Raw genomic sequence first — 23,705 nt, 5'->3', positions numbered from 1 at the left:
CCGCGCCCGTTAGTCGGTCGTGAACGCGAGCGGCGTGATCGTCCGCGTCTCGCCGTCCCAGTGCCGGACGCCGCCGACCTCGAGCGTCTCCGGCAGCGGCACGGCGCGCAGTGCAGCAACGGCGCGCGGCAGGTCCTCGTCACGCACCCGGCGGGCCAGCGTGACGTGCGGTGACCAGTGCCCGGGCACCGACGTCTCGACGCCGCCGGGCGCGACCGCGTGCACCTCGCCGTGGAAGGTCGTGAGCGCCGCGTCGACGACCACCGCGCGCACGAGGACCGACCGGCCGGCACCCGCGGGGAAGAGCAGCAGCCCGCCGAGCCGGATCGCGGTCGGCACCGACGTGCGGAACCCCGCCGGCACCGGCAGCGTGTCCCCTGCGGCCAGGGTGACGTGCGGGGCGTTCGACGGCGACGGGTGTCGACCGAGGCTCGGCAGGTCCGCGTCGATCAGGGCCTGCCAGGCGGACCGCACGGCGGCGTCCGACTCCGGACCGAGGACGAGTTCGATGCTGCGCACGATCCGAGTCAACCAAGTCGTGTCGGGACGCGTCCCGCGACGCAGGTCGAGTGCTGCGTAACACGACGGAACGGAACTCGCACCGGGGGTGGACCGCACGTCACACTCGTCTCCACGCCGCGGACCACCGCGGCTCCCCCACACGCACGGCCCACGAGGAGCACCAGCATGTCCGCAGCCCCCGCACTGCCCGAGAAGCCGAAGGGCAAGCGCCCGATCGGCTGGATCGTCGCCGCCGCGATCGTCGTCGTGGCGATCGTCGTCGCCGTGATCGTCGGAGCCGTCCGCTCCGGGAGCAACGACGCCGGTGCCGCGGGTGACGCCGCCCCGAAGACCGTCACGATCGGTGTCGCGGACAAGTCGCTCGGCTACTGGAGCACGTACACGAAGCTCGCGAAGGACAAGCTCGACGTCACGGTCAAGCTGACGAACTTCTCGGACTACTCGCTGCCGAACCCCGCCCTCAAGGACGGCCAGCTGGACATCAACCAGTTCCAGCACATCCAGTACCTGGCGGACTACAACGTCACCTCGGACGACGACCTGCAGCCGATCGGCTCGACCGCCGTGTACCCGCTGCCGCTCTACGCGACGAAGTACGACAAGCCGTCCGAGCTGCCCGCGAACGCGAAGGTCGCGATCCCGAACGACTCGATCAACCAGGCCCGTGCGCTCCTGATCCTGCAGGCTGCCGACCTGATCACCCTGAAGGACGGCGGCTCGGCGTTCTCCACCGCGGACGACATCGAGACGAAGAAGGTCGACGTCCAGCCCCTCGACGCCTCGCAGACCGCGAACGCGCTGCAGCAGGGCTCCGTCGCCGCCGCCGTCGTGAACAACAACTTCGCCACCGCCGCCGGCCTGCCGATCTCGGACGCGATCTACCAGGACGACCCCTCGAGCGCGAGCGCCGCCCCGTACGTGAACGTGTTCGCCGTCCGCGACGAGGACAAGGACAACAAGACCTACCTCGAACTGGCGGAGCTGTTCCAGGACGACGCCGTGCAGCAGGCCTTCGCGAAGGACCTGCCCGAGGCCGTCGCCCGCGACGAGAGCGCCGCGGAGCTGCAGGACGAGCTCGCCCAGGTCGAGCAGGACGCGAAGGCGGCCAAGCAGTAGTGCCGGTCCTCGTCGAACTCCGCGGCGTCTCGAAGCACTACCGCCGCGCCGACACCGGCGAGACCGTGGTGGCCGTCGAGGACGTCTCCCTGGACGTGCACCAGGGAGAGGTCCTCGGCGTCATCGGGTACTCCGGTGCCGGCAAGTCCACCCTGGTCCGCCTGGTCAACGCGCTGGAACTGCCGAGCTCCGGCACGGTGACCGTCGCCGGCCGCGAGCTGACGGCGATCCCCGAGCGGGACCGCCGTCTGGCGCGTCGCAACATCGGGATGATCTTCCAGCAGTTCAACCTGTTCCGGTCCCGCACGATCGCCGGCAACGTCGCGTACCCGCTCAAGGTCGCCGGTGTGCCGAAGGCCGAGCGGAACCGTCGCGTCGCCGAGCTGCTCGACTTCGTCGGCCTGCTCGAGCGTGCCCACGCCTACCCGGAGCAGCTGTCCGGCGGGCAGAAGCAGCGCGTCGGCATCGCCCGCGCCCTCGCCGCGTCGCCCGACCTGCTGCTCGCCGACGAGGCGACCAGCGCCCTCGACCCGGAGACCACGTCCGAGGTGCTCGCGCTGCTCCGCCGGGTCAACCGGGAGCTCGGCGTCACCATCATCGTCATCACGCACGAGATGGACGCCGTCCGGCAGATCGCCGACCGGGTCGCCGTGATGGAGCAGGGGCGGGTCGTCGAGGTCGGGGACGTCTACGACGTGTTCTCGACGCCGAAGACCGGCGCCGCGCAGCGCTTCGTCCGCACCGCGCTGCACGACCGGCCCTCCCCCGAGACGCTCCGGCGCCTGCGGGACCGCCACCCCGGTCGACTCGTCACGGTGCAGATCACCGACGAGGCCGGGCTGCAGAACCGCATCGACGCCGCCTTCCGCGCCGCCGGGGTCACCGCCGAGCTCGTCTACGGCGGGGTCGGCGAGATCCGGGAACGTCGGATCGGTTCGCTCACCTACGAACTGAGCGACGCCGGCGGCGGGTCCGGTGCGTCAGGCGGATCCGGTGCGTCGGGCGGATCCGGTGCGTCCGGCGGGTCCGGTGCGTCCTGTGCCATCGACGCCGCGATCGCCGCACTCCGCGCCGACGGCGTCACGACCGACGAGGAGGCCGCCGCGTGAACAACAACTCGTTCCAGAGCGTGATCGACACGTTCGACGTCTTCCTCGCCGCCATCCGCGACACCATCGTGATGTCGCTGATCTCGCTGGTCATCGCCGGGGTCATCGGTCTCGCGCTCGGCCTGCTGCTCTACGCGACGCGGCCGGGCAACGTGCTCGGCAACCGCACCGCGTACACGGTGCTCAACGTGTTCGTGAACCTGATCCGCCCGATCCCGTTCGTGATCTTCCTCGCCGCGATCGCGCCGCTGTCGCGGGTCGTCGTGCAGACCACGATCGGTGTCCCCGCGGTGACCTTCGCGATCTCGTTGGCCGCGGCCTTCGCGGTGTCCCGGATCGTCGAGCAGAACCTGCTGTCGGTCGACCCGGGCGTCGTCGAGGCAGCGCGGGCCTCGGGTGCGCATCCGGTCTCGATCCTGCTGACCGTGCTCATCCCCGAGGGCCTCGGCCCCCTGATCCTCGGGTACACGTTCATCTACATCGGCATCGTCGACATGACGGCACAGGGTGCGCTGATCGGTGGCGGCGGGCTCGGTGAGTACGCGATCACCTACGGCTCGCAGCGCTACGACTGGTGGGTGGTCTACGTCTCGGTGGCGGCGATCGTCGTCATCGTGCAGCTCGGCCAGTTCATCGGCAACCGCTTGGCGCGGGCGACGCTGCGTCGCTGATGCGGGCTCGCGGGCTCTGCGGGCGACCGCCTGGAGGCCCGGTGCCGGTCCCCGAGACCGGCACCGGGCCTCCGGTGCGTCGCCGCTCGGACGGACGCGCCCAGCGTCGTGCGCCGAGCGGTCACGACTCCCCGCTCACCTCCGCCGAAGTGGCACGAACCGTCGCCCGACACCCCCGCAACCGACAGTTCGTGACCACCCGACGCCGCGCACGCGGCATGTCGAGCAACCTCGGCACGAGCTACCGACGCGCCCGACGGCCCGCTGCCGAGCGGTCACGACTCCCCGCTCATCTCCGCCGAGGTCACACGAACCGTCGCAAGGCACCCCTGCAACCGACAGTTCGTGACCACCCGATGCCGCGCACGCGGCATGTCGTGCAACCTCGGCACGAGCCGCCGACGCGCCCAACGGCCCGCTGCCGAGCGGTCACGACTCCCCGCTCATCTCCGCCGAGGTCGCTCGAACCGTCGCCAGGCACCACTGCAACCGACAGTTCGTGACCACTCGATGCCGCGCACGCGGCATGTCGAGCAACCTCGGCACGAGCTACCGACGCGCCCGACGGCCCGCTGCCGAGCGGTCACGACTCCCCGCTCACCTCCGCCGAGGTCGCATGAACCGTCGCCCGACACCCCCGCAACCGACAGTTCGTGACCACTCGATGCCGCGCACGCGGCATGTCGTGCGACCTCGGTGCCGATCAGCCAGCGGCCGATGACGCGGTCAGGCTGCGGGAGCCTCGACGGTGGTGACGGCGCCGGTCTCGCCGGGGTGCTCGTAGTGGGCACGGACCAGGATCGGGCGGTGGTCGGAGATGCCGGCCGGCAGGGTCTCGACGCCGGCGATGTGCAGGCCGACGCTCGTCGCGAAGTCGAAGTGGCCCGTGAACTTGCGGTAGCGCAGGTACGTCGGCTGGTCGGACAGCGACAGGGCGAAGCCGTGCTGCTCGATCTTGCGGCGCAGGTTCGTCTGGAACCACGGGTAGTTGAAGTCACCGACCATGACGGCGGGGACGTCCTTCGCCAGCTCGCGCAGGAACTGGTGCGCCGCCTCGATCTGCTTGCGGCGCAGGGAGTTCGTCGCGGTGAGCGGCGAGGCGTGGAACGAGGCGACGACGACCTCGGCATCGGCCTCGGTGTCGCGCAGGTGCATCGCGATGAGCCGCTCGTGCGCGGGGGCGAGGACCCGGTCGTGCAGCGACTTCTGCAGCGAGTGGATGCTGAAGTCCTGCACCTCGAAGCGGTCGTCGCGCTTGTAGATCGCGAGCCCGAGTCGGTTGGTGCGGGTCGACGCGGCGAGCGAGAGGCCGCCGATCGACGGTGCGAGGTCGTTGCTGTCGCACTCCTGCACGCACAGGACGTCGGCTCCGGACGCCTCGGCCAGTGCGGCGAGCTCGCTGTTCGCGGTGTGCTCGCGGAGGTTGTAACTGACGACACGGAGCTGCGTGGGCTGCACGGTCTGCTCTGGTGCGATCGTGCTCTGCTGCTCTGGCGCGGCCATGCTGCCTTCCTGTCCGGGTGTTCCGGTCACCCTGCCGCGGTCACCGTACTCGGGTACCGCGGACGGTTGCTGAGACTGTAACGCCTGCCGGGTTTCGTCCGTGTGACCGTGACGGAAACGGACAGCGGCGGGATCAGGCGCGGACACGGCGGACCGGGCGGACGGTGTCGCCCGCTGTGCGACTCATCAGGATGCCCTCGACGCAGGCGACCACGAGCAGGGCGGCGATGACCCAGAACGCGGCCGTGTACGGTCCGTCGCCGCCCAGCCCGGAGGCCGCACGGATGACCACGGCGGCGACGGCGACACCGAAACCCGCGGCGGTCTGCTGCAGCGTCGACGACAGCGTGTTCGCGGGCGTCATGTCGGCCTGTTCGACGTCGGCGAAGGCGATCGTGTTGTACGCCGTGAAGCCCACGGATCGGGCCGCACCGCTGACGACGAGCAGCACGGCGAGCAGCCAGAACGGGGTGTCCTCGGTCATGAACGCCATCGCGACCACGGTCAGCGCGGCGACGGCCGACGACACGATGATCACCGGGCGGTACCCGAACCAGCGGAGGAACGGCGTCGTCATCGGCTTGATGCCGAGGTTGCCGACGAACACCCAGAGCACCGCGGAACCGGCGAGCACGGCGCTCCAGCCCCAGGCGTCCTGGAACAGCAGCGGCAGCACGAACGGCACCGCGGACACCGCCAGGCGGAACAGGCTGCCGCCGGCGTGCGACACCCGGAAGGTCTCGAGTCGGAACGCGTCGAGCCCCATGATCGGGTGCGGAGCGCGGCGGAAGTGCCGGATCGCGAGCCAGCAGCACACCGCGCCGAGGACCCCGGAGACGACGACCGCGGTGACCGGCACGATCTCCAGCGCGAGCAGCGAGGCCATCACCACGAGCGAGCCGAGCCCGACGCAGGCGAGCAGCGACCCGAACCAGTCGAAGGGCACGCGCTGTGCGGCGCGCTCCTGCGGCACGAGCACCAGGGCGGCGACGAAGGCGACAACGCCGAGCGGGATGTTGATGAGGAAGATCCAGTGCCACGTCAGCGTCTCGACGAGGACCCCTCCGATGAACGGCGCGATGATCGGTGCGGCGAGGGCCGGCCAGGTCAGGATGGCGATGGCGGTGACGAGTTGTTCGCGCCCGGCGCTCCGGAGCACGACGAGCCGGCCGACGGGCACCATGAGCGCTCCGCCGAGGCCCTGCAGGATGCGCCACAGCGTCAGCTCGACCAGCCCGGTGGACAGCGCGCACAGGGCGGACGCGATCGTGAACAGCGCGATGGCTCCGGCGAACACCGTCCGGGAGCCGATCCGGTCGGTGAGCCAGCCGGAGACCGGGATGAACACCGCGAGGGTCACGAGGTACGCGGTGATCGCGACGCCCACGGCGGCGGAGTCGACCCCGAGGTCACGCCCCATCGCCGGGGCGGCGGTCGCCAGGATCGTGCCGTCCAGGAGCTCCATGAAGAAGGTCCCGGCCACCAGCACGGCGACCGCCGTGCTGCCGGTCCGTCGTCTGGGTGTCGTCGCCGTCGTCGTCATCGCCCATCGAGACTATGCCCGCGGACGTCCGCTCCGTCACGGACGGGCCGCCCACCGGACGGGACACCGGGCGCGGCACCGGCCGCCCACCGGACGCCGCACCGGCCGCCCACCGGGCGCGACGCGGCCAGCACGACGCGGGACGGGCCTCCAGGCGCGGTTCCGTGCGATCCTCATGCTCGGGCCGACTACCCTGGCCGGGTGCCGACCCGACCACCCGAACGCCGAGGAACTCGCGCGTGAGCCGCACCGACAGCGCCGGCGTGGTCGCCGCGGGCACGGCCAGCGGTCGACGACGTGTGCTGGACACCGTTGCCTCGCTGCCGGCGTGGGCGGCGGTCCTGCTCGTCTGGACGGGCGGCCGGGTCCTGTCGACCCTGTGGCTCGCGCTCGCGTACCCGCTCACCGATCGTGCACTGCCGGGCAACGCGATCTGGGGCAACGAGCACGGGTTCGGTGCGTTCCTGGTCGCGTGGGACGGGCAGTACTACGAGCAGATCTCGCTGCACGGCTACCCCGATGCGCTGCCGCTCGACGCCGCCGGCAACGTCGCGCAGAACGCCTGGGCCTTCCTGCCGGCGTTCCCCTTCACGATCCGGGCGCTGACCGCCTCCACCGGGGTGCCGTTCGAACTCGGCGCCCCGCTCGTCGCGATCGTCGCCGGGCTGCTCGCCACCTACCTGCTGCACCGCCTGGTGCTGGACCGCGCCGGGCAAGCCGCCGCGATGTGGGCGGTCTTCTTCTTCAGCTGCGGTCCGCTGTCGTTCCTGCTGCAGGTCGGGTACGCGGAGAGCATGTTCCTCGCGCTGTCGTTCGGACCGCTGCTCGCCCTGGAGCGTCGGCGCTACGGGCTCCTGACGGCGCTCGGTGTCGCCGCGGCCTTCACCCGCCCCGGTGCCCTGGCGATCCCGCTCGTGCTCGGCGTCGTCGCACTCGTGCGGTGGGTGCGTGCGCGGCGGGAGACCGGCCGGGTGCTCGAGGCCTTCCCGCTCCGCGAGCAGCTCCGGGTCGTCGCCGCGGGCCTGACCATGGTCCTCGCCGGGCTCGCCTGGCCGGTGATCGCCTCGCACGCCACCGGGACGCCGAACGCCTACCTGGAGACCGAGATGTCCTGGTGGGTGAACTTCATCGGCCGGGTGGACTTCGTGCCGCTGACGCCGTGGTTCCTGATCGCGGGTCGCTGGCTCGGCGTGGGCGGGATCCTGATCGTGGTGTTCCTGCTCGTCACGTACCCGATCTGGCTGCTCCGCCGGTCGACGCTGCGGCTCGGGCCGACGACGGTGCTGTACTCGGCCGCGTACGCGCTGTACATCTTCGCGGTGTCGCTGCCGATGGCCTCGACCCCGCGGCTGCTCATGCCGCTCGCGCCGCTGTTCGGGTCGCCCGAGCTGGTCGCGAAGCCCTGGATGCGGTGGACCTTCGTGACGGCCGCGTTGGCCGGGCAGCCGGTGCTGGTCGCGGTGCTGTGGCTGCTCGGCCCGCCGTGAGCGACTGACACGCAGCCCTCGCAGGCGGCGGCACCGCGCGCCGCGCACGCGCACCGCGCACGCGCACCGCGCACGCGCACCGCGCACGAGCACCGCGCACGAGCACCGCGCCCCGACACGACGCCGCCGTCCGGACAGGACGACGGCGCCGTGTCGCGCGTCAGGCGTCTCGCCTCAGAGTTCGATCGTGCCGTGGTCGCCGGTGTCCGGCTGGCTCTGCTTGCCGAGCGCCGCCTTGAACATCTGCACCAGACTGCCGACCGGCCCGGTGTCCTGGGTCCAGTACTCGACCGAGACCCCCTCGACCGTCAGCAGCCGGATCGACGGGTCCTGACGGCCCTCGGGGAACCAGGCCTCGGCGAACGGGGACCACAGCTCGTCGACGACCGAGTCGTCCCGGGTCACGGTCGCGGTCCCGGCGATGGACAGGTACCCGCCCTGCGACTCGATCGAGACGTTGACGTGCGGGTTCCGCGCGATGTCCTCGACCTTCTCGCTGCCGTCCTGCACCAGGAACCGCAGGGTCCCGTGGAACGCCTTGTCCTGCACCGCGAGGGGCCTGGCGTGCAGGTTCCCGTCCTCGCTCACCGTGGTGAGCAGTGCCGTGTGGGCGCCGTGGACGATGTCCGAGATGGCGGCGCGCTGGTCCGTCTGTGTGTCGGTCATGGTGCTCCTTTGCGTCATGCGCCCCGCTCCGCCGACGTGCGACCGTCTCTGCACGGGGCCGTACCGTTCCGACCAGTGTGCCCCTCCGGCGCTGGACGCGTCAGCCCGGCGCGTCGATGTGGCCGGGTCACGGTCTGCCTGGAGGCCCGGTGCACGCCCGCCACGCCACCCCCGCCCGGCAGGCGCGCCGGCCTCCGAGCCGTGCATGCGTGTGCAGGGACCGACACCACACGCGTCGATCGACAGGTGGAACGTCGTTGCATGCACACGCACGGGATGCGTGTGCATGGAGCGACCGGACACGAGTCGATCGACGCGCGGATCGTCGGAACATGCGCACGCACGGAACCGACTCCGGGCGGGCGCGGGTCAGGCGGGTTCGCGGATCGTGGTCTCGACGTCGACGACCTGCGGGATCTTCGGCATCGAGGCGAACCCGAACGCCACGGGCGGGTCGAGCGGCGCCAGGTCCCCGAGCGGCTCCCCCGCCCACGTCCCCCGCACCCCGGTGACGTCGTGCGCCCCGGTCACGCCGTAGTACTCGCGGCGACCGTTCCCGGCCGACCCTGCCGTGCCGGACCCCGGCGCGAGCAGCCGTGCCACGGGGTCGATCGCGGCGAGCCAGCGCGGGTCGCGGGCGATCGGCTTCGGGACGATGCGCAGGATCCTGCCGAGCGGCGAGATGCCGCCGACGTCGATCGAGGCCTGCAGTGCCCCGGCGGACAGCTCGAGGCCGCTGGCGGTGCGGCGGGCGCGGACGTCGACGACCGAGACGGTGTCGAAGCGGTAGGTGCCGGAGACGTACGCGGCGACGATCTCGTCGGGCGCGAGCAGCACGCTGGTGCCGTCGGGGAGTTCGAGGAACACGTCCGTGAACGGCCCGAACGGCGAGCGGTCCCACATCCCGACGACGATCCGGACGCCCGAGGTGGTGCCGACGCCCATGATCCGGCCGCGGAACCGGCGTTCGACGACGGAGTCGGAGGCGTGACCAGCAGCGGGACCGGAGGCGTGGTCGGGGCGTGACGACATGCCCTGGACCGTACCCGCGGCCCCCGTGAGCCGATCTCGGCGGCCGCCCCGGGCCTCCCGGCCGCTGCCCGCGCGCCGCACGGACCGGAACCTGGACGCAGAACACCGGTGTCCACGCTCCGAACACCCGCGAAGGGTGGTGTGGAGCGCGAACACCGGTGTTTTGCGGACCGGACCGGACCCGGACCCGGACCCGCGTCCGTCAGGCGACGGGGACGGGCTGCGCCAGCAGCTCGCGCACGCGGGGTGCGACCTCGGTGCCGTAGAGCTCGATCGAGCGCATCATGTCGGCGTGCGGCAGGCGACCCGTGGCGTACCGCATGTCGAAGCGCGAGGCGCCGAGGATCCGCATGTTGCGTGCGACCTTGCGGGCGACGGTCTCCGGCGACCCGACGTAGAGCGACCCACCGGCCGACAGGCTAGCGCGGTACCCGGCGACGTCGAGGGGTGGCCAGCCGCGCTCCCGGCCGAGCTGGTCGGTGACGGCCTTGTGGTAGGGCCAGTAGCGCTCGGCGGCCTCTTCGTCGGTGGCCGCCACGAAGCCGGGCGAGTGCATCGCGATGGGCTGCTGCGGCAGGTCGAGCTGCGCGAGGGCCTGGCGGTACAGGCGGGAGAACGGGGCGAACTGGGCCGGCTGTCCGCCGATGATGGCGAGGAACAGCGGGAGGCCGTACGACGCGGCACGGATGACCGACTGCGGCGAGCCGCCGACGCCGATCCACGTCGGGATGGCGCCGTGCTCGAGCTTCGGGAAGACGTCCTGGTCGACCAGACCCGCGCGCTTCGTGCCGGACCAGGTGACGGCGTCGCCGCCGCGCAGGGCCGCCCAGAGCTGGAGCTTCTCCTCGAACAGGACCTCGTAGTCGCTCAGCTCGTAGCCGAACAGGGGGAACGACTCGGTGAAGGAGCCACGACCCAGGATGACCTCGGCGCGACCGTTCGACAGGGCGTCGACGGTTGCGAAGCGCTCGTAGACACGGACGGGGTCGTCGGAGGACAGCACGGTGACCGCCGAGCCCATCCGGATGCGCTCGGTGCGGGCGGCGATCGCGGCGAGGACGACCTCGGGGGCGCTCACGACGAAGTCGGCGCGGTGGTGTTCCCCGACGCCGATGAAGTCGACGCCGACCTGGTCGGCGAGGACGGCCTGGTCGACGACGTCGCGGATGCTCTGCGCGTCGGACTGCAGGCTGCCGTCGGCGCGCTCGGTGACGTCACCGAAGGTGTCAAGGCCGAGCTGCAGCGGCCCGATCCGCTCGGGTGCGGGCGGCGGGACGTCCGAGGGACGATCGGTGCCGAATGCGTTGCTCATGGTGTCCTCCTGGTCGCACTTCCATGCGTTTGCATAAACATAGCACGACGGCGACGAGCACGCACGGGGTCGGCGGCCAGGGTCGACCAGCCCGGACGAGTACGGTCACCCGCATGCCGAACCTTCCCGACCAGACCGGACGCCGCATCGTCGTCACCGGGTCCAACAGCGGCACCGGACGGGAGGCCGCCCTGCGCCTCGCCGGAGCCGGCGCCAGCGTCGTGCTCGCCGTCCGCAGCACCGAGAAGGGCGAGACCGCAGCCGCCGGCATCCGGGCCGCCCACCCCGCAGCCGACGTGGAGGTCCGCGAACTCGACCTCGCCGACCTGGCGAGCGTCCGACGCTTCGCCAGCGGCATCGTCGACGAGGAACGTCCGATCGACGTCCTCGTCAACAACGCCGGTGTGATGGCCCCGCCGGAGCGCTTCGAGACCGTCGACGGCTTCGAGCTGCAGTTCGGCACGAACTTCCTCGGCCCGTTCGCCCTGACGAACCTGCTGCTGCCGTCGCTGCTGCGCGCCCGAGCGCCCCTCGCCGACGGCCCTGTGGCCCAGGCTCCGCGGGTCGTCACCATGTCGAGCCTCGCCGCGATCCCCGGTCGGATCCGCTTCGCCGACCTGCAGTGGGAGCGCGGCTACAACGGTTGGCGCGCCTACGCGCAGTCGAAGCTCGCCGACCTGCTCCTCGCACTGCACCTGCACCGCCTGACGGTCGAGGCCGACGTGCCCCTGGTCAGCACCGCCGCACACCCCGGCTACACGCGGACCAACCTGCAGGCCGCGGGACGATCGCTCGGTCGGTCGAAGCCGGTACGGTCGAGCAACCGCGCGCTGCCCTTCACCCAGGCCGTCGAGCAGGGCACCGAGCCGCTGCTGTACGCGGCAGTCGGGCCGAACGCCGTCGGCGGCGCGTACTACGGCCCCTCCGGTCCGTTCGGCATGACCGGGCCGACCACCACCGTGTCGATCCCCGGGTCCGCGCGGAGCGCCGACCTCGCCCGCTCCCTCTGGGCCGTCGCGGAGGACCTCACCGGGACGCGCCCGCCGCTCTAGCCGGGACGCGGGCGCGGGGCGCGGCCGGGAGGCCCGGGGCGGCTCCGTCGCGTGGCCAGCGTCAGGCGCGGTGCAGCTCCACCGACCCGTCCAGCCGACCGGGTTCGGTCAGGCGGGCGTGCTGCAGGACGGTGCGGCCCGGCGCGATCGCCGCGGCGACGATCGACAGGGTCGTCATGTGGCCCTCGGCCTCGTGCACGTCGCGGAGGATCGCATCGGGGTGGTCGCTCGGCAGCGCTGCGGACTCCGCCAGCACGCCGAACCAGCCGCCCCAGCCGTCCCCGGCGTCGCCACCGGCGTCCACGGTGCGGAGTTCGTCGAACGGGCCGAGCACCGGCGGGCCGGACGGGGCATCGACGGCACGGAAGGCCTCGAGCCACCGACCGATGCGCGGCGCCGCGGGATCGTCGGCCGCACCGTGCGTGACCATGTGGACGCCGGGGCCCAGGTCGGTGGTACGGACCTGTTCGCCGTCCCAGGTCAGCACCGAGGCGCCCTCGGCCGTGGCGCGCACCAGGTTGAAGGCCCGCGTCGTCGGCAGGGTGCCGTCGTGTCCGGGCAGCAGGTCGTCGGCGACGGCGTCCACCGGCACCACGCCACGGGTCGTCCACGTGCCGTCGACGCTCGTCACGGGTTCGGCGCGGTTGAGCACCACGGCCAGGCCAGCTCGGTCGGACGCGGCGAGCCACGCACCACCGGCGGACCGGTCACGGACACCACGGAGGTCCGGGTCCCGGTCCGGCCACCAGGCAGCGGGCGGGTCCCACGGACGTTCGGGCGACTCGTCCCGCAGGGCGAGCACGGTGACGGGCCACGCGGCCCCGGGGTCGACGCGGACGACGACGGTGCACATGCCGTCGATCCTCGCACGTGGCCCCGGTAGCGTGAGCCAGGTGAACGCAGCAGCAGAGCGCGCCCTGACCGTCATCGTGGGGATCACCGGGGGCATCGCCGCCTACAAGGCCGTCGGGGTCGTCCGCGACCTCGTCAAGCGCGGGCACGACGTGCACGTCGTCCCGACCGAGGGCGCCCTGCGCTTCGTCGGACTGCCGACGCTCGAGGCCCTCAGCCGCAACCCCGTCACCACGAGCGTGTGGGACGACGTCGCCGAGGTGCGCCACGTCGCGCTCGGTCGCCGGGCGGACCTGGTCGTCATCGCACCCGCCACCGCGGACTCGCTGGCCCGGATGGCGCACGGCCTGGCGAGCGACCTGCTCGGCACGACGCTGCTCGCCACCGAGGCACCAGTCGTGGTCGCCCCCGCGATGCACCCGCAGATGTGGGAGCACCCCGCGACCCGTGCGAACGTCGCCACGCTGCGCGACCGCGGCGTCCACATGGTCGGCCCGGTCGTCGGTGCACTCACCGGCGACGACGCGGGTATCGGTCGGATGGCGGAGCCCGAGGACATCGTCGCCGCCGCGCTCGCCGTGCTCGACCAGCACCCCGCACCGGCCGGCCGCCGCAGTGCGGACACCGGCGCCGCGGCCAGCACCGGGGCCCGCGGTGAGCTGGGCGACCTCGCGGGCGTCCGCGTCGTCGTCAGCGCGGGCGGCACCCGCGAGCCCTTCGACCCGGTGCGGTTCGTCGGCAACCGCTCGAGCGGCCGGCAGGGCATCGCGATCGCCGCCGACGCGGTCCGTCGGGGTGCGTCCGTGACCCTCGTCGCCGCGAACGTGGAGGGCTCGTTGACCGCCGGGCTGGACGCGACCCTGGTGCCCGTCGGGTCGGCGCTCGAACTCGCCGAGGCCGTGCACACCGCCGCAGCAGCAGCCGACGTCGTCGTGATGACCGCCGCCGTCGCCGACTACCGTCCGGCCGAGGTGCGCACCGAGAAGCTCAAGAAGGACGCGCAGGGCGAGCGCATGACGCTCGAGCTGGTGCGGAACCCGGACGTGCTCGCCGACCTCGTGGCGGCACGTCGGACGGGGCAGATCATCGTCGGGTTCGCCGCCGAGACCGAACCCGACCGCGACGCGCGGATCGAGCTCGGGCGCGCCAAGATCAGCCGGAAGCCCGCGGACCTGCTCGTCGTGAACCACGTCGGCTGGTCGGCCGGCTTCGAGCGCGAGGAGAACGCGATCGAGGTCCTGGTGCCCGGTGGCGAGGTGGTCCGCGAGACCTCCGGCACGAAGGCCGAGGTGGCGACGGCGGTCCTCGACCTCGTCGCGACCGCCCTCACGTGAACCGGCACTGACCTGGTTCCGAGGACCGGCGAGCACGATGGGGCGCATGCGACGACGTGAACGGGTCCGACGTGCGAACCGCACGGCCACCCTCCTGGCGGTGATCCTCGGCACGGCCGGTGTCACGCACTTCCTGCGCCCCCGCGGGTACGACCGGATCGTGCCCGACGCGCTGCCCCCGCGGCTGACCACGCTGGCCTCCGGCGTGGCCGAGCTCGGCATCGCCGCCGGGCTCGCGTTCCCCGCGACCCGCCGTGCCTCGGGGTGGGCCGCCGCGGCGCTGTTCGCCGCGGTGTTCCCGGCCAACGTGAAGATGGCGAACGACCTGCTCGACCACCCTCGCTCGAGCCGGGCGATGCGGCTGGTCTCGGTGCTGCGGCTCCCGCTGCAGGCCCCGTTGGTGCTGTGGGGCGTGCGCGTCGGTCGGCACGCACCGAAGCCGTGACCCAGCCGTCGTGGACCCGCGCGGCGGTGCCGTTGCTGCACCGACCGGTCACCCAGCACGCCTGGGAGGACATCGTGTTCGCGCACTGGCGGCACGACCCGGCGTCGCTGCAGCGGCTCGTCCCCCGTGGAACCCGTCCGGACGTCGTCGACGGCAGCGCCTGGGTGGGACTGTCGGCGTACGTGTTCCGGGAGACCCGGGTGCCGCCGTTCCCGTCCGCCGGGCGGCTCGGCACCATGACCGAGGTCACGATCGAGGTGCTCACGGTGGACGACCAGGGACGTCGCGGGGTGACCTACCGCACGGTCGACACCGCGAACGTGCCCGCCATCGTGGCCGCGCACGCACTGCTCGGTGTGCCGTACACGTTCGCGCACGCACGTTCCCGTCGCCGCGGCGACGCGGTGGCGCACCGGTCCGTCCGGCACCCGGCCCGCGCGCTGCACCCGGTGCGGTGGGCGCGGTCGCTCCGGCAGGAACGCCCGACCGGTGCGGCGCGGCCGAAGCACGCGGCTTCGGTGCGGGTGACCGCCGGCGAGGTCGTCGACACACCGCTGGCCGCCGAGCTCACCACCCGAGCCGGCATCCACGCGCGGTACCTGGCGCAGACCCTGTTCTGGCAGCGGCAGCACCCGGTGCTCACCACCCGTTCGGCCACGCTCGACCGACTCGAGGGCGACCTTCCCGACGCCGTCGGCATGCCGGGGTTGTTCGACCGGGCCCCGGACTCGCTGCTCGTGGTCGACGGCACGACCGTCCGGTACGGCTGGGGCGGGGTGGTCCGGTGACGGACGCACGGCCCCACGCACCGGCCGACGACCCGTTCGACCTCGACCGCTTCGTCCGGGCCCAGCAGGGCGTGCACGACGTCGCGCTCGACGAACTCCGCCGCGGCCGGAAGTCGTCGCACTGGATGTGGTTCGTGTTCCCGCAGCTCGCCGGCCTGGGGCGGAGCGCCACGGCCGTGCGCTACGCGATCACCGGCGCGGACGAAGCCCGTGCCTACCTGGCACACCCGGTGCTCGGGTCCCGACTGCTCACGGCCACCGAGGTCGTGGCGGCAGCCCCCGCCCGCTCCGCCGACGCCCTGCTCGGGGGCGTCGACGCGGTGAAGCTCCGGTCGTCGATGACGCTCTTCGCCCGGATCGCAGCCGACCGGCGACCGTTCGTCGCCGTGCTCGACCGCTGGTACGAGGGCACCGAGGACCCGGCCACGCTCCGCCTGCTCGGCGAGCGCTCGGGACGCGAGTGACGCACGCGACGCACGCAACGCGCGGCGCGTGTCACCGGCATCTGAACGTCGACACTGACACGCGCTGAGCCGATCGGAACGCCGTTGTCATATCAGGTACGGTGATGCGAGCACGAGCGATGCCGACCGTGCCCGTTCGCCCGGCGTCCCGACGCCACCGCCCCCGAAGGAGAACGCATGCCGGTCCCCCGCAGCGCCCCGACCGAGCACCAGCTGCTCCGTGACACCGTCCGCCACAAGATCCACGACGCGATCATGGACGGCACGCTCCTGCCCGGCGAACGACTGAACGACGACGAGCTCATCGCCTGGCTCGGCGTCTCCCGGACACCCATCCGCGAGGCCCTGAGCCAGCTGTCGCGCGCCGGCCTGATCGAGATGGCACCGAACCGGTACACCCGCGTCACCACGCCGGACCCCGCCGAGGTCATCGAGGCGATGCAGACCCTCGGCGTGCTGTTCGGTGGCGTGGTCCGACTCGCGGTCCCGCGCCTCGGTTCGGCGGCCCGGAAGAAGATCCTCGCGCAGCTCGACAAGACGATCACCGAGCTCGAGGCGCACGAGGTCGCCGCCGTCAACCACGACGCCCTCGACGTCTTCGCCCTGTACGTCGCCGAGTGCGGCAACGAGAACCTGCAGCGTGTCTGCCGCGACACCATGGACGGCCTGGCGTTCCGGTTGCGCCTGCCGAACCTCGACGAGCTGGTCGACTGGGACCGGATGACCGAGGACTTCCGGCGCCTCCGGGCGGCGACCGAGTCCGGCGACAACGTCGCGGCCGAGCTCGCGACCGAGGCGATCCACCAGCTGCCCGGCGAGAAGCACTGAGTCCACCTGTACCCGCGTACAGGAACCGCCCGTCTCGCTGACGCGAGGCGGGCGGGCGACGTCTGACGGGCCTTCCGGGCGGTGACCCGACCACGCGCGTGACGCTCCCAGTCCCGGGGCCGCGCGGACCGATAGCATCGCTGGCGACCACCTGAACCAGGCACCCGGAGCAGCACATGAACCCCCGCCCGACGGACCGTACCGAGGTCGCCGCACGCCTGGCCGCCGCCGTCGGTCGGATCAACCGACGGGCCCGCACCGACTCGGCCTCGCTCGGGTACGGCATCGTGTCGGCGCTCGCGTCGATCCAGCGGCACGGACCCCTGCGCCCCGGCGACCTGTCGCGGATCGAGGTGGTGACGAAGCCCACGATGACGCGCATCCTGACCGAGCTCGAGCAGCGCGGCTTCATCCAGCGCGAGGCAGACCCGCGCGACGGCCGGGCGTTCATGGTGACGGCCACGCCGGAGGGCATCGAGGCGGTCGAGCAGGCCCGCGCGAACCGCACCGGGATCGTCGCCGGTCTCATCGCCGAGCTCGACGAGTCGGACGTCCAGGCGATCGCCGGGGCCCTGGCGGCGCTCGAGCGTGTCGCGCAGGGCGAGCACGCCCAGGAACCTCACACCTTCTAGTCGCCGATCGACCGTTACCGAACCGTTACCAACCGGTGGACGGACCGTTCTGCCAGCGTTCCTGGATGCGCTGCCCAGTCTGACCGGTCATGGTGTCGGCTCCGCCTGACCGCGGCCACCCCACGGCTGCCCCGGCGGACGGACGGGCCCCACACCACCGTCCGGTCCTCACCGGCTCGAGGACTCCTCGTCGTCGCCGACGGTGTCACCGACACCGTCAGCCTCCGACGTGCCAGCACGGCCTCGGTCGCGCGAGCACGAGTCCTTCCCCCACCGAGCCGCCGACCCGCGGAACCGATGCGACACACCCCTGAGCTCCCCACCACCACCACCGCCCCGACCCGACGTGAGGCCCTGAACACCCCCACCCGCCGGATGCGCCGGGCCCTGCGGCACCGCGCGACGCTGATCGCCGGCGGAGCGGCGGTCCTCGCCGTCGCCGGAGGCGCCCTGACCGTCGGCACGCAGCCCGCCATCGGCGAAGCCCTCGGCATGCCGACCGGCACCGCGAGCGCCTCGGCGACCGCGGAGCCCGCCCTGCGCGGCACCGCGCTCGACCGTGCCCAGGCCGCCGCCACGATCACCACGGCGAAGACCGTCATGCAGACCGCGAACGACAAGGTCGACACCTCGGCACTCGAACAGCGCGTCGACGCCCTGAGCGACTACCCGGACCTGTCCGGCGCTGCGCTGACGAACCGGATCTCGACGACGGTCGCGTCGGCCACCGACGTCGCGCAGGCCAGCGCCACGCAGGACAAGCGGGACGTCGACGCGAAGGCCGCGGCCGCAGCGAAGGCCGCAGCCGAGCGGCAGGCGGCCGCCGAGGCCGCCGAGGCGGCTCGGAAGCTCGCCGCCGGCAACACCGTCGCCGGTGCCAAGGCCACGGCGAGCTCGCTCGCGTCGTCGGAGTACGGCTGGGGTGCCGACCAGTTCCAGTGCCTCGACAACCTGTGGACCAAGGAGTCGGGCTGGAACTACCAGGCCGTCAACGCGAACGGCGGCGCGACCGGCATCCCGCAGGCGCTCCCCGGCTCGAAGATGGCCACGATCGCCGCGGACTGGCGCACCAACGCCACCACGCAGATCACCTGGGGCCTGCAGTACATCAGCTCGGCGTACGGCACCCCGTGCGCGGCGTGGGCGCACTCGCAGGCGAACAACTTCTACTGATCGGCGCGGGTCGCGACGGCGACCGGCAGACGGACGGGAGGCCCGTGGCGGATCCGCCACGGGCCTCCCGTCCGTTTCGTGGTCGCGGTCAGCCCACCCGCGCGACGCGCACGTCGACGCGGCTGAGCGCCAGGCCGCGTGCCGCGGCGGTCGCCAGGGCGACGTCGTGGACGGCGCGCGCGACCTCGGGGGCCGGGCGGAAGCCGTCCGTGCCGATGACGACGCGCAGGGCGTCGTCGTCGACGACGATCCGGAGCGGTCCGGTGCTCGTGGCGATGCTGCGGACCGCCTGCACGGCGCTCGCGACCGTCGGTCGGGAGCGGTACAGGTCAGTGACCCCGGGGACCTCGAGGACGGCGGCCTCGATCTCGGCGAGGGTCTCCTCGGTGGTGCTCATCGGGCCCCCTCGGGGTCGGTGCCGGGCTCGGGGTCCGGCAACAGGTCGCGGACGACGACGTCGATCGCCTCGACGAGCAGGTCGGTCTGCTCGGCCAGGGTGCCGGCCACGGCGGCGCGGACCAACTCGGCGGTCGCGGGGATCGACGGGCCGGACGCGATCGCGATCTCGACGACGACCCGGATCGGGGACGCGAGTTCGGTGACGTCACCGTCGAGGTGGCAGCGGGCCACGAGCACGCCGGGGACCTCGTCACCGGTGCGCCGGATGAGGGAACGGATAGCGCCCTCGGTCATCACGGGGCGCTCGGTCTCGGACTGGGGGCGGAGGGGGACGTCGCGCCCGGAGCGGGACTCGATCGAGATGTTCGCCAGGACGCCGCTGATCCAGGACTCGTCGGCCGGGGCCTCGTCGCGTGCGGCCGCCTCGAGCGAGCGCAGCGACGCGTGCCGGACGCGGATGATCGCGGCCAGGGCGTTCTGGCAAGCGGGCGAGTCGTCGATGCTCGGGTCCGCCGGCTGCATGCCGGCGTCGAGGTAGTCGGTGAGCTCGTCGATCGAGTGGCCGTCCAGGTCACCGGGTTCGAGGGCGTCGAGTGCTTCGGGGCTGTCGGGCAGGTCCGGCCGGATGCCGTCGTGGTCGGTCATCGCCATCCCTCCATGAGTCGGATCATGTTCTTCCTCGCTCGGGACAGCAGTCCCCGGACCGTCGAGGGCGGCAGGTCGAGTTCGGCGGCGATCTCGTCGTACCGGTACTCGAGCACCTCCTTCATGATCCAGCACCGTCGTTGGGCTTCGGGCAGTTCGGCCAGCGCACGCTCGGCCGCGTCCTCGCGCGAGCGCGCCTCGGCGACCCGGTCGGGTGCGTCATCTGCCGGCGCGGCGACCTCGAGCTCGGTGACGTCGTCGTGGACGCGCCGCGCGCGGATCCGGTCGAGGCACTTCCGGCTCAGGATGCGCATCAACCACGACTTCACGCGCGCGAGGTCCTCGAGGGAGTCGAGGCGGTCCCACGCGGTGATGAAGGTCTCCTGTACGACGTCGTCGAGTTCGTCGGTGGAACCGAGGGTCCGACGGGCGTAGGCGCGGAGCAGCGGGGTGTGGCGACGGATCAGGACCTCGAAGGCCCGGACGTCGCCGTCGGACGACCGGCCGGCGAGGACCGCGTCGTCGAGCTCGGCGAGGGACTGGTGGTGCACGCGTTCCTTCTACTGGTGGTGGATGGAGAACGGCTGGGTGCGCCGGTGATCCGGAACGACCTTGAGCGGTCCGACCGGCCGGGCGGTGAGCGACCGGACCCGCGCCAGGGCGAGCACGTGCGCGGGGGCGTTCCTGGGGACTGCGACGGTGCGGGTCATGTCGACTCCTCGTGGTGTGGTCGACGATGGGACGTGGGTCGCACCGGTTTCGTCACACAGGACGTCGAGAGGCGACCCGGACGGTCCCGGTGCGCTCCGGGTCCGATCACCGTGGTCGCGAGGGTGGCCCCGCCGTCAGCACCAGCTACCGGTCGGGGTCCGGCGCACCGACCCCGGTGCGCCAGACTTGCCTCCATGTCGCTCGTCACCGCCGTCTGCCGCGTCGACCGCCTGCTGCCGGACTCCGGCATCATCGGCGTCACCGCCATCGACAAGCGCCCGGTCACCGGGAGCGTCCGGGTCCGGCCGCTCGGCCTGCGCGCCGACGTGCAGGCGAACCGCAAGTACCACGGTGGTGTGGACCAGGCCGTGTACGCCTACGCCGACGAGGACGCCGCGTACTTCGCCGACCTGCTCGACCGCGAGGTCCCGCCCGGCCTGTTCGGCGAGAACCTCCGCACCAGCGGCATCGACGTCACCGGGGCCATCACCGGGGAACGCTGGCGGATCGGCGACACCCTCGTGCTCGAGGTGACCGTCCCCCGGACACCCTGCGGCACCTTCGCCCGGCGCATGGGCATCGACGGGTGGGTGAAGCGGTTCGCCGACGAAGGGCGGCCCGGGGCGTACCTGCGGGTGGTCAAGTCCGGTTCGGTCGCCGCGGGTGACCCCGTCGAGGTGACGCACCGGCCGGAACACGGGGTGACGATCGGCGAGATCTTCGGCGACCTGGCGCCCGATCGTGCGCGGGCCGTGCTCGAGTCGGGGGAACGGCTGGCACCGAAGGTCGTCCAGGACCTGTCGAAGGTCGCCGCGCGAGTCTGATGCCGACGAGCCTGCCGAGCCCGATCAGCCCGGCAGCACGCCCCTCGACGGGTCGAGCGGACGCTTCGCCGCGGGCAGCCCTGCGACCACCAGGTCGTAGGCGTTCACCACGAGGTCCTCGACCAGGGTCTCGTCGATGCCGACACCCGGCGTCAGCGTGATCCAGTGCCGCTTGTTCATGTGCCACCCGGGCGTGATCTCGTCGTGGTCGCGCACCAGCGCTGCCCCGTGCGGCGGCGCGCACTTGAGGTTCACGATCGGGGTCCCACGCACCTCGGTCACCATCACGAACATCTTGCCGACGACCTTGTAGACCACCGAGCCCTCGCCGAACGGCTGGGTCTCGACGGCCGCCGGCAGCGCGAGCGCCGTGCGGCTCGCGATCTCGTGCAGCTGCTCGCCGTCCATGCGACCAGGATGCCGCAGGCCGCCGACAGCGCACCCCGTTCGGGGGCAGGTCGTGCGTGACGATCACGTCGTAGGATCACCACGCCGCGCACCCGACGCGGCGGTCGCTCGTGCGATCACCACCAGTTCCAGGGGGAACCCGTGCGCATCATCCGTACCCTCGGCATCGCCGCCGCCACCGCCGTCCTCGCGACCACCGTCGTCGTCGGCGGGACCTCGACCGCGCAGGCCGCGCCGAAGTCCTACGCCAACTGCACCGCGGTGCACAAGGTGTACTCCGGTGGCATCGCCAAGAAGTCCGTCACGAAGAACAAGGTCGTCTCCGGCGGCAAGACCACCTACCGTGCGCTCAAGGGCACGGTGAAGAAGGACGACGCCCTGTACAAGGCGAACACCAAGCTCGACCGCGACAAGGACGGCATCGCCTGCGAGAAGAGCTGACGCTCCCACTCGCTCGGTGACACCGGCACGACACCGGTGTTCGCGTCCTGCACACCCGCACGCCGGGGTGCGATGCGCGAACACCGGTGTTTTGCGTGCCCAGCGTGCCCCGGCACGCCCCGGCGTGCGCCCGCGGCGCGGAGCGGCGCGGGATGCTCAGAGCGTCGGGACGCCCTCGTGCCCGGAACGGGGACGCGGAGTCCCGGCGACGCCCGTGACGACCGACCCCGCCGGCACGTCCTTCGTGACGACCGTGTTGGCGCCGACGACGGAGTCCGGACCGATCGTGATCGCCCCGATCAAGGACGACCCGGCGCCGAGCACCACGCGGTCCCCCACCACCGGGTGCCGTCGGGCTCCAGGGCCGTGGTCTCCGCCGCGTCCGCCCAGGGTGACGCCGTGGAACACGAGCACGTCGTCGCCGATGACCGCGGTCTCCCCGATGACGACACCCATGCCGTGGTCGATGAAGAACCGACGGCCGATGCGCGCGCCGGGGTGGATCTCGATGCCGGTGACGGACCGTGCGATCTGCCCGAGCAGGCGGGCCGCGAACCGGGACCCGGGCAGCCCCTGCGCGTTCCAGAGGCGATGGGTCAGGCGGTAGGTCCAGATGGCGTGCAGACCCGAGTAGACGATCGCGTTCTCCAGGTCGCCCCGGGCAGCGGGGTCACCGCGGCGTGCTGCGGACAGGTCCTCCCGGATGGTCCGCAGCACGCCTCGTCGGAGGGGACGACTCACGCAGTGAGCCCCTCGAAGAGCACCGTCGACAGGTAGCGCTCTCCCGTGTCGCACACGATGGCGACGATCCGCTTGCCGGCGTTCTCGGGGCGAGCGGCGATCTCGAGGGCCGCGTGGATGATCGCGCCGGACGAGATGCCCGACAGGATGCCCTCCTGCGTCGCCAGGGCACGGGCAACGCGCAGCGCGTCGTCGAGCTCGACGTCGAACACCTCGTCGATGACGCTCTGGTCGAGGACCTCGGGCACGAAGTTCGCGCCGATGCCCTGGATCTTGTGCGGACCGGCCTTGCCCTCGGTGAGCAGGGGCGAGTCCTTCGGCTCGACGGCGACGATCTGCACGCCGGGCACGCGCTCCTTGAGCACCTGCCCGACACCGGTGATCGTGCCGCCGGTGCCGACGCCCGCGACGAACACGTCGACGTGCTCCTCGGTGTCGCGGAGGATCTCCTCCGCCGTGGTCTTCCGGTGGATCTCGGCGTTCGCGGCCGTCTCGAACTGGTGGGCGAGGATCGCGCCGGGGGTCTCCGCGACGATCGACTCGGCCTTCGCGACCGCACCCTTCATGCCCTCGGGCCCGGGGGTCAGGACGATCTCGGCCCCGTACGCGCGGATGACCGCGCGGCGCTCGACGCTCATGGTCTCGGGCATGGTGATGACGACCCGGTACCCACGGGCGGCACCGACCAGCGCGAGGGCGATGCCGGTGTTCCCGGACGAGCCCTCGACGATGGTGCCACCGGGCTGCAGCGCGCCGGAGGCCTCGGCCGCGTCGATGATCGCGACGCCGAGACGGTCCTTGACGCTGGCGCCCGGGTTGTAGAACTCGAGCTTCGCGAGCACCTCGGCCCCGCCTGCCTTCGGCAGCCGGTTCAGCTTGACGAGGGGGGTGTTGCCGAACGCCTGGGAGATGTTCTCGTAGATGGTGCCGCTCATCCGGTCCGTCCTTCGCAGCTCAGGTCGCGCATCGCTCTTCCTGGAGGCGCGGTGTGCGCCCGATCCTAGCGA

28 protein-coding genes are annotated in these 23,705 nt (G+C 72.4%); 14 read left to right on the top strand and 14 right to left on the bottom strand.

What is annotated here, in order from left to right; genetic code table 11:
* Nucleotides 1-9 precede the first annotated feature (9 nt).
* Complete coding sequence (locus tag H7A73_RS11755; RefSeq protein WP_182066114.1) at nucleotides 10-519, bottom strand: 2'-5' RNA ligase family protein; 510 nt, start codon at nucleotides 517-519, stop codon at nucleotides 10-12.
* Between the two features lie 168 nt (nucleotides 520-687).
* On the opposite strand from H7A73_RS11755, the gene H7A73_RS11750 reads away from it, so the two are divergent.
* Genes H7A73_RS11750 through H7A73_RS11740 form a run of 3 tightly spaced genes read left to right on the top strand, consistent with a single transcriptional unit; the run spans nucleotide 688 to nucleotide 3,418 of the window.
* Nucleotides 688-1,638 (top strand): MetQ/NlpA family ABC transporter substrate-binding protein, encoded by a 951-nt coding sequence (locus H7A73_RS11750; protein WP_182066113.1) that lies wholly within the window; start codon nucleotides 688-690, stop codon nucleotides 1,636-1,638.
* Nucleotides 1,638-2,747 carry a methionine ABC transporter ATP-binding protein gene (locus H7A73_RS11745; RefSeq protein ID WP_182066112.1) on the top strand — a complete coding sequence of 370 codons (1,110 nt, stop codon included), beginning with the start codon at nucleotides 1,638-1,640 and terminating at the stop codon, nucleotides 2,745-2,747. The genes H7A73_RS11750 and H7A73_RS11745 overlap by 1 nt, the downstream gene beginning before the upstream one ends.
* Nucleotides 2,744-3,418 (top strand): methionine ABC transporter permease, encoded by a 675-nt coding sequence (locus H7A73_RS11740; protein WP_017888525.1) that lies wholly within the window; start codon nucleotides 2,744-2,746, stop codon nucleotides 3,416-3,418. The genes H7A73_RS11745 and H7A73_RS11740 overlap by 4 nt, the downstream gene beginning before the upstream one ends.
* A 726-nt stretch (nucleotides 3,419-4,144) precedes the next feature.
* Here H7A73_RS11740 and H7A73_RS11735 read toward each other — a convergent pair.
* Both H7A73_RS11735 and H7A73_RS11730 read right to left on the bottom strand, forming a co-directional pair.
* Nucleotides 4,145-4,921 carry an endonuclease/exonuclease/phosphatase family protein gene (locus H7A73_RS11735; RefSeq protein WP_182066111.1) on the bottom strand — a complete coding sequence of 259 codons (777 nt, stop codon included), beginning with the start codon at nucleotides 4,919-4,921 and terminating at the stop codon, nucleotides 4,145-4,147.
* 133 nt (nucleotides 4,922-5,054) lie between these two features.
* On the bottom strand, nucleotides 5,055-6,464 hold the full coding sequence (locus H7A73_RS11730; RefSeq protein WP_182066110.1) for an MFS transporter: 1,410 nt from the start codon (nucleotides 6,462-6,464) through the stop codon (nucleotides 5,055-5,057).
* Nucleotides 6,465-6,703: 239 nt separating this feature from the next.
* Here H7A73_RS11730 and H7A73_RS11725 point away from each other — a divergent pair, with 239 nt between their 5' ends.
* Complete coding sequence (locus H7A73_RS11725; RefSeq protein WP_182066109.1) at nucleotides 6,704-7,951, top strand: hypothetical protein; 1,248 nt, start codon at nucleotides 6,704-6,706, stop codon at nucleotides 7,949-7,951.
* Between the two features lie 174 nt (nucleotides 7,952-8,125).
* Here H7A73_RS11725 and H7A73_RS11720 read toward each other — a convergent pair whose 3' ends face one another.
* The 3 genes from H7A73_RS11720 to H7A73_RS11710 all read right to left on the bottom strand — a co-directional run bounded on the left by H7A73_RS11720 (nucleotide 8,126) and on the right by H7A73_RS11710 (nucleotide 10,961).
* The gene (locus H7A73_RS11720; protein WP_182066108.1) at nucleotides 8,126-8,617 is read right to left on the bottom strand and encodes a pyridoxamine 5'-phosphate oxidase family protein; all 492 of its coding nucleotides are present in this window, start codon (nucleotides 8,615-8,617) and stop codon (nucleotides 8,126-8,128) included.
* Between the two features lie 369 nt (nucleotides 8,618-8,986).
* Complete coding sequence (locus tag H7A73_RS11715; protein WP_071405092.1) at nucleotides 8,987-9,649, bottom strand: hypothetical protein; 663 nt, start codon at nucleotides 9,647-9,649, stop codon at nucleotides 8,987-8,989.
* 202 nt (nucleotides 9,650-9,851) lie between these two features.
* Nucleotides 9,852-10,961: an LLM class flavin-dependent oxidoreductase gene (locus H7A73_RS11710; protein ID WP_259362861.1), complete on the bottom strand. Its 1,110-nt coding sequence runs from the start codon at nucleotides 10,959-10,961 to the stop codon at nucleotides 9,852-9,854.
* A 113-nt stretch (nucleotides 10,962-11,074) separates the two neighbouring features.
* On the opposite strand from H7A73_RS11710, the gene H7A73_RS11705 reads away from it, so the two are divergent.
* Nucleotides 11,075-12,013: an SDR family oxidoreductase gene (locus H7A73_RS11705; RefSeq protein ID WP_182066107.1), complete on the top strand. Its 939-nt coding sequence runs from the start codon at nucleotides 11,075-11,077 to the stop codon at nucleotides 12,011-12,013.
* Nucleotides 12,014-12,074: 61 nt separating this feature from the next.
* On the opposite strand, the gene H7A73_RS11700 is transcribed toward H7A73_RS11705, so the two are convergent.
* Nucleotides 12,075-12,866 carry an NRDE family protein gene (locus tag H7A73_RS11700; RefSeq protein WP_182066106.1) on the bottom strand — a complete coding sequence of 264 codons (792 nt, stop codon included), beginning with the start codon at nucleotides 12,864-12,866 and terminating at the stop codon, nucleotides 12,075-12,077.
* A 64-nt stretch (nucleotides 12,867-12,930) separates the two neighbouring features.
* Between H7A73_RS11700 and coaBC the strand changes: the two genes are divergently transcribed.
* The 7 genes from coaBC to H7A73_RS11665 all read left to right on the top strand — a co-directional run bounded on the left by coaBC (nucleotide 12,931) and on the right by H7A73_RS11665 (nucleotide 18,529).
* A complete protein-coding gene (coaBC, locus tag H7A73_RS11695) occupies nucleotides 12,931-14,199 on the top strand; it encodes a bifunctional phosphopantothenoylcysteine decarboxylase/phosphopantothenate--cysteine ligase CoaBC (protein ID WP_182066130.1) in 1,269 nt (422 codons plus the stop codon).
* 46 nt (nucleotides 14,200-14,245) lie between these two features.
* The gene (locus tag H7A73_RS11690) at nucleotides 14,246-14,644 is read left to right on the top strand and encodes a hypothetical protein (RefSeq protein ID WP_182066105.1); all 399 of its coding nucleotides are present in this window, start codon (nucleotides 14,246-14,248) and stop codon (nucleotides 14,642-14,644) included.
* On the top strand, nucleotides 14,641-15,432 hold the full coding sequence (locus tag H7A73_RS11685; RefSeq protein WP_182066104.1) for a YqjF family protein: 792 nt from the start codon (nucleotides 14,641-14,643) through the stop codon (nucleotides 15,430-15,432). The genes H7A73_RS11690 and H7A73_RS11685 overlap by 4 nt, the downstream gene beginning before the upstream one ends.
* Complete coding sequence (locus H7A73_RS11680) at nucleotides 15,429-15,896, top strand: DUF1810 domain-containing protein (protein ID WP_182066103.1); 468 nt, start codon at nucleotides 15,429-15,431, stop codon at nucleotides 15,894-15,896. The genes H7A73_RS11685 and H7A73_RS11680 overlap by 4 nt, the downstream gene beginning before the upstream one ends.
* Before the next feature lie 177 nt (nucleotides 15,897-16,073).
* Nucleotides 16,074-16,724, top strand: coding sequence for a GntR family transcriptional regulator (locus H7A73_RS11675; RefSeq protein ID WP_182066102.1), 651 nt, complete (start codon nucleotides 16,074-16,076; stop codon nucleotides 16,722-16,724).
* A gap of 176 nt (nucleotides 16,725-16,900) precedes the next feature.
* Complete coding sequence (locus H7A73_RS11670; RefSeq protein ID WP_138803909.1) at nucleotides 16,901-17,356, top strand: MarR family winged helix-turn-helix transcriptional regulator; 456 nt, start codon at nucleotides 16,901-16,903, stop codon at nucleotides 17,354-17,356.
* A gap of 297 nt (nucleotides 17,357-17,653) precedes the next feature.
* Nucleotides 17,654-18,529, top strand: a complete 876-nt coding sequence (locus H7A73_RS11665) for a phospholipase (RefSeq protein ID WP_182066101.1) — start codon at nucleotides 17,654-17,656, stop codon at nucleotides 18,527-18,529.
* A gap of 88 nt (nucleotides 18,530-18,617) precedes the next feature.
* Here the strand turns inward: H7A73_RS11665 and H7A73_RS11660 are convergent, their stop codons facing one another.
* The 4 genes from H7A73_RS11660 to H7A73_RS11645 are packed head-to-tail and all read right to left on the bottom strand — an operon-like array spanning nucleotide 18,618 to nucleotide 20,283.
* A complete protein-coding gene (locus H7A73_RS11660) occupies nucleotides 18,618-18,926 on the bottom strand; it encodes a hypothetical protein (protein WP_182066100.1) in 309 nt (102 codons plus the stop codon).
* The gene (locus H7A73_RS11655; RefSeq protein ID WP_182066099.1) at nucleotides 18,923-19,573 is read right to left on the bottom strand and encodes a hypothetical protein; all 651 of its coding nucleotides are present in this window, start codon (nucleotides 19,571-19,573) and stop codon (nucleotides 18,923-18,925) included. The genes H7A73_RS11660 and H7A73_RS11655 overlap by 4 nt, the downstream gene beginning before the upstream one ends.
* Nucleotides 19,570-20,124, bottom strand: a complete 555-nt coding sequence (locus H7A73_RS11650; RefSeq protein ID WP_182066098.1) for an RNA polymerase sigma factor — start codon at nucleotides 20,122-20,124, stop codon at nucleotides 19,570-19,572. Before H7A73_RS11650 ends, H7A73_RS11655 begins: the two co-directional genes overlap by 4 nt.
* Nucleotides 20,125-20,133: 9 nt before the next feature.
* The gene (locus H7A73_RS11645) at nucleotides 20,134-20,283 is read right to left on the bottom strand and encodes a hypothetical protein (RefSeq protein ID WP_182066097.1); all 150 of its coding nucleotides are present in this window, start codon (nucleotides 20,281-20,283) and stop codon (nucleotides 20,134-20,136) included.
* A gap of 195 nt (nucleotides 20,284-20,478) precedes the next feature.
* Between H7A73_RS11645 and H7A73_RS11640 the strand changes: the two genes are divergently transcribed.
* Nucleotides 20,479-21,108, top strand: a complete 630-nt coding sequence (locus tag H7A73_RS11640) for an MOSC domain-containing protein (RefSeq protein ID WP_182066096.1) — start codon at nucleotides 20,479-20,481, stop codon at nucleotides 21,106-21,108.
* Between the two features lie 24 nt (nucleotides 21,109-21,132).
* Here H7A73_RS11640 and H7A73_RS11635 read toward each other — a convergent pair whose 3' ends face one another.
* On the bottom strand, nucleotides 21,133-21,516 hold the full coding sequence (locus tag H7A73_RS11635) for an MmcQ/YjbR family DNA-binding protein (RefSeq protein WP_182066095.1): 384 nt from the start codon (nucleotides 21,514-21,516) through the stop codon (nucleotides 21,133-21,135).
* A gap of 141 nt (nucleotides 21,517-21,657) precedes the next feature.
* Here H7A73_RS11635 and H7A73_RS11630 point away from each other — a divergent pair, with 141 nt between their 5' ends.
* Entirely contained in the window at nucleotides 21,658-21,957 is a 300-nt protein-coding gene (locus H7A73_RS11630) for an excalibur calcium-binding domain-containing protein (protein ID WP_209049853.1), read from the top strand.
* Between the two features lie 156 nt (nucleotides 21,958-22,113).
* Here the strand turns inward: H7A73_RS11630 and epsC are convergent, their stop codons facing one another.
* Nucleotides 22,114-22,698 carry a serine O-acetyltransferase EpsC gene (gene epsC / locus H7A73_RS11625; protein ID WP_259362860.1) on the bottom strand — a complete coding sequence of 195 codons (585 nt, stop codon included), beginning with the start codon at nucleotides 22,696-22,698 and terminating at the stop codon, nucleotides 22,114-22,116.
* Complete coding sequence (gene cysK, locus H7A73_RS11620; RefSeq protein WP_111022171.1) at nucleotides 22,695-23,633, bottom strand: cysteine synthase A; 939 nt, start codon at nucleotides 23,631-23,633, stop codon at nucleotides 22,695-22,697. The genes epsC and cysK overlap by 4 nt, the downstream gene beginning before the upstream one ends.
* Between the last annotated feature and the right edge of the window lie 72 nt (nucleotides 23,634-23,705).

Origin of the sequence: Curtobacterium sp. ME12 (genome assembly GCF_903970855.1) — a bacterium.
Lineage (GTDB): Bacteria > Actinomycetota > Actinomycetes > Actinomycetales > Microbacteriaceae > Curtobacterium > Curtobacterium poinsettiae_A.
The sequence above is the reverse complement of the archived record's forward strand: the minus strand, read 5'-3'. Positions and strand labels throughout refer to the sequence as shown.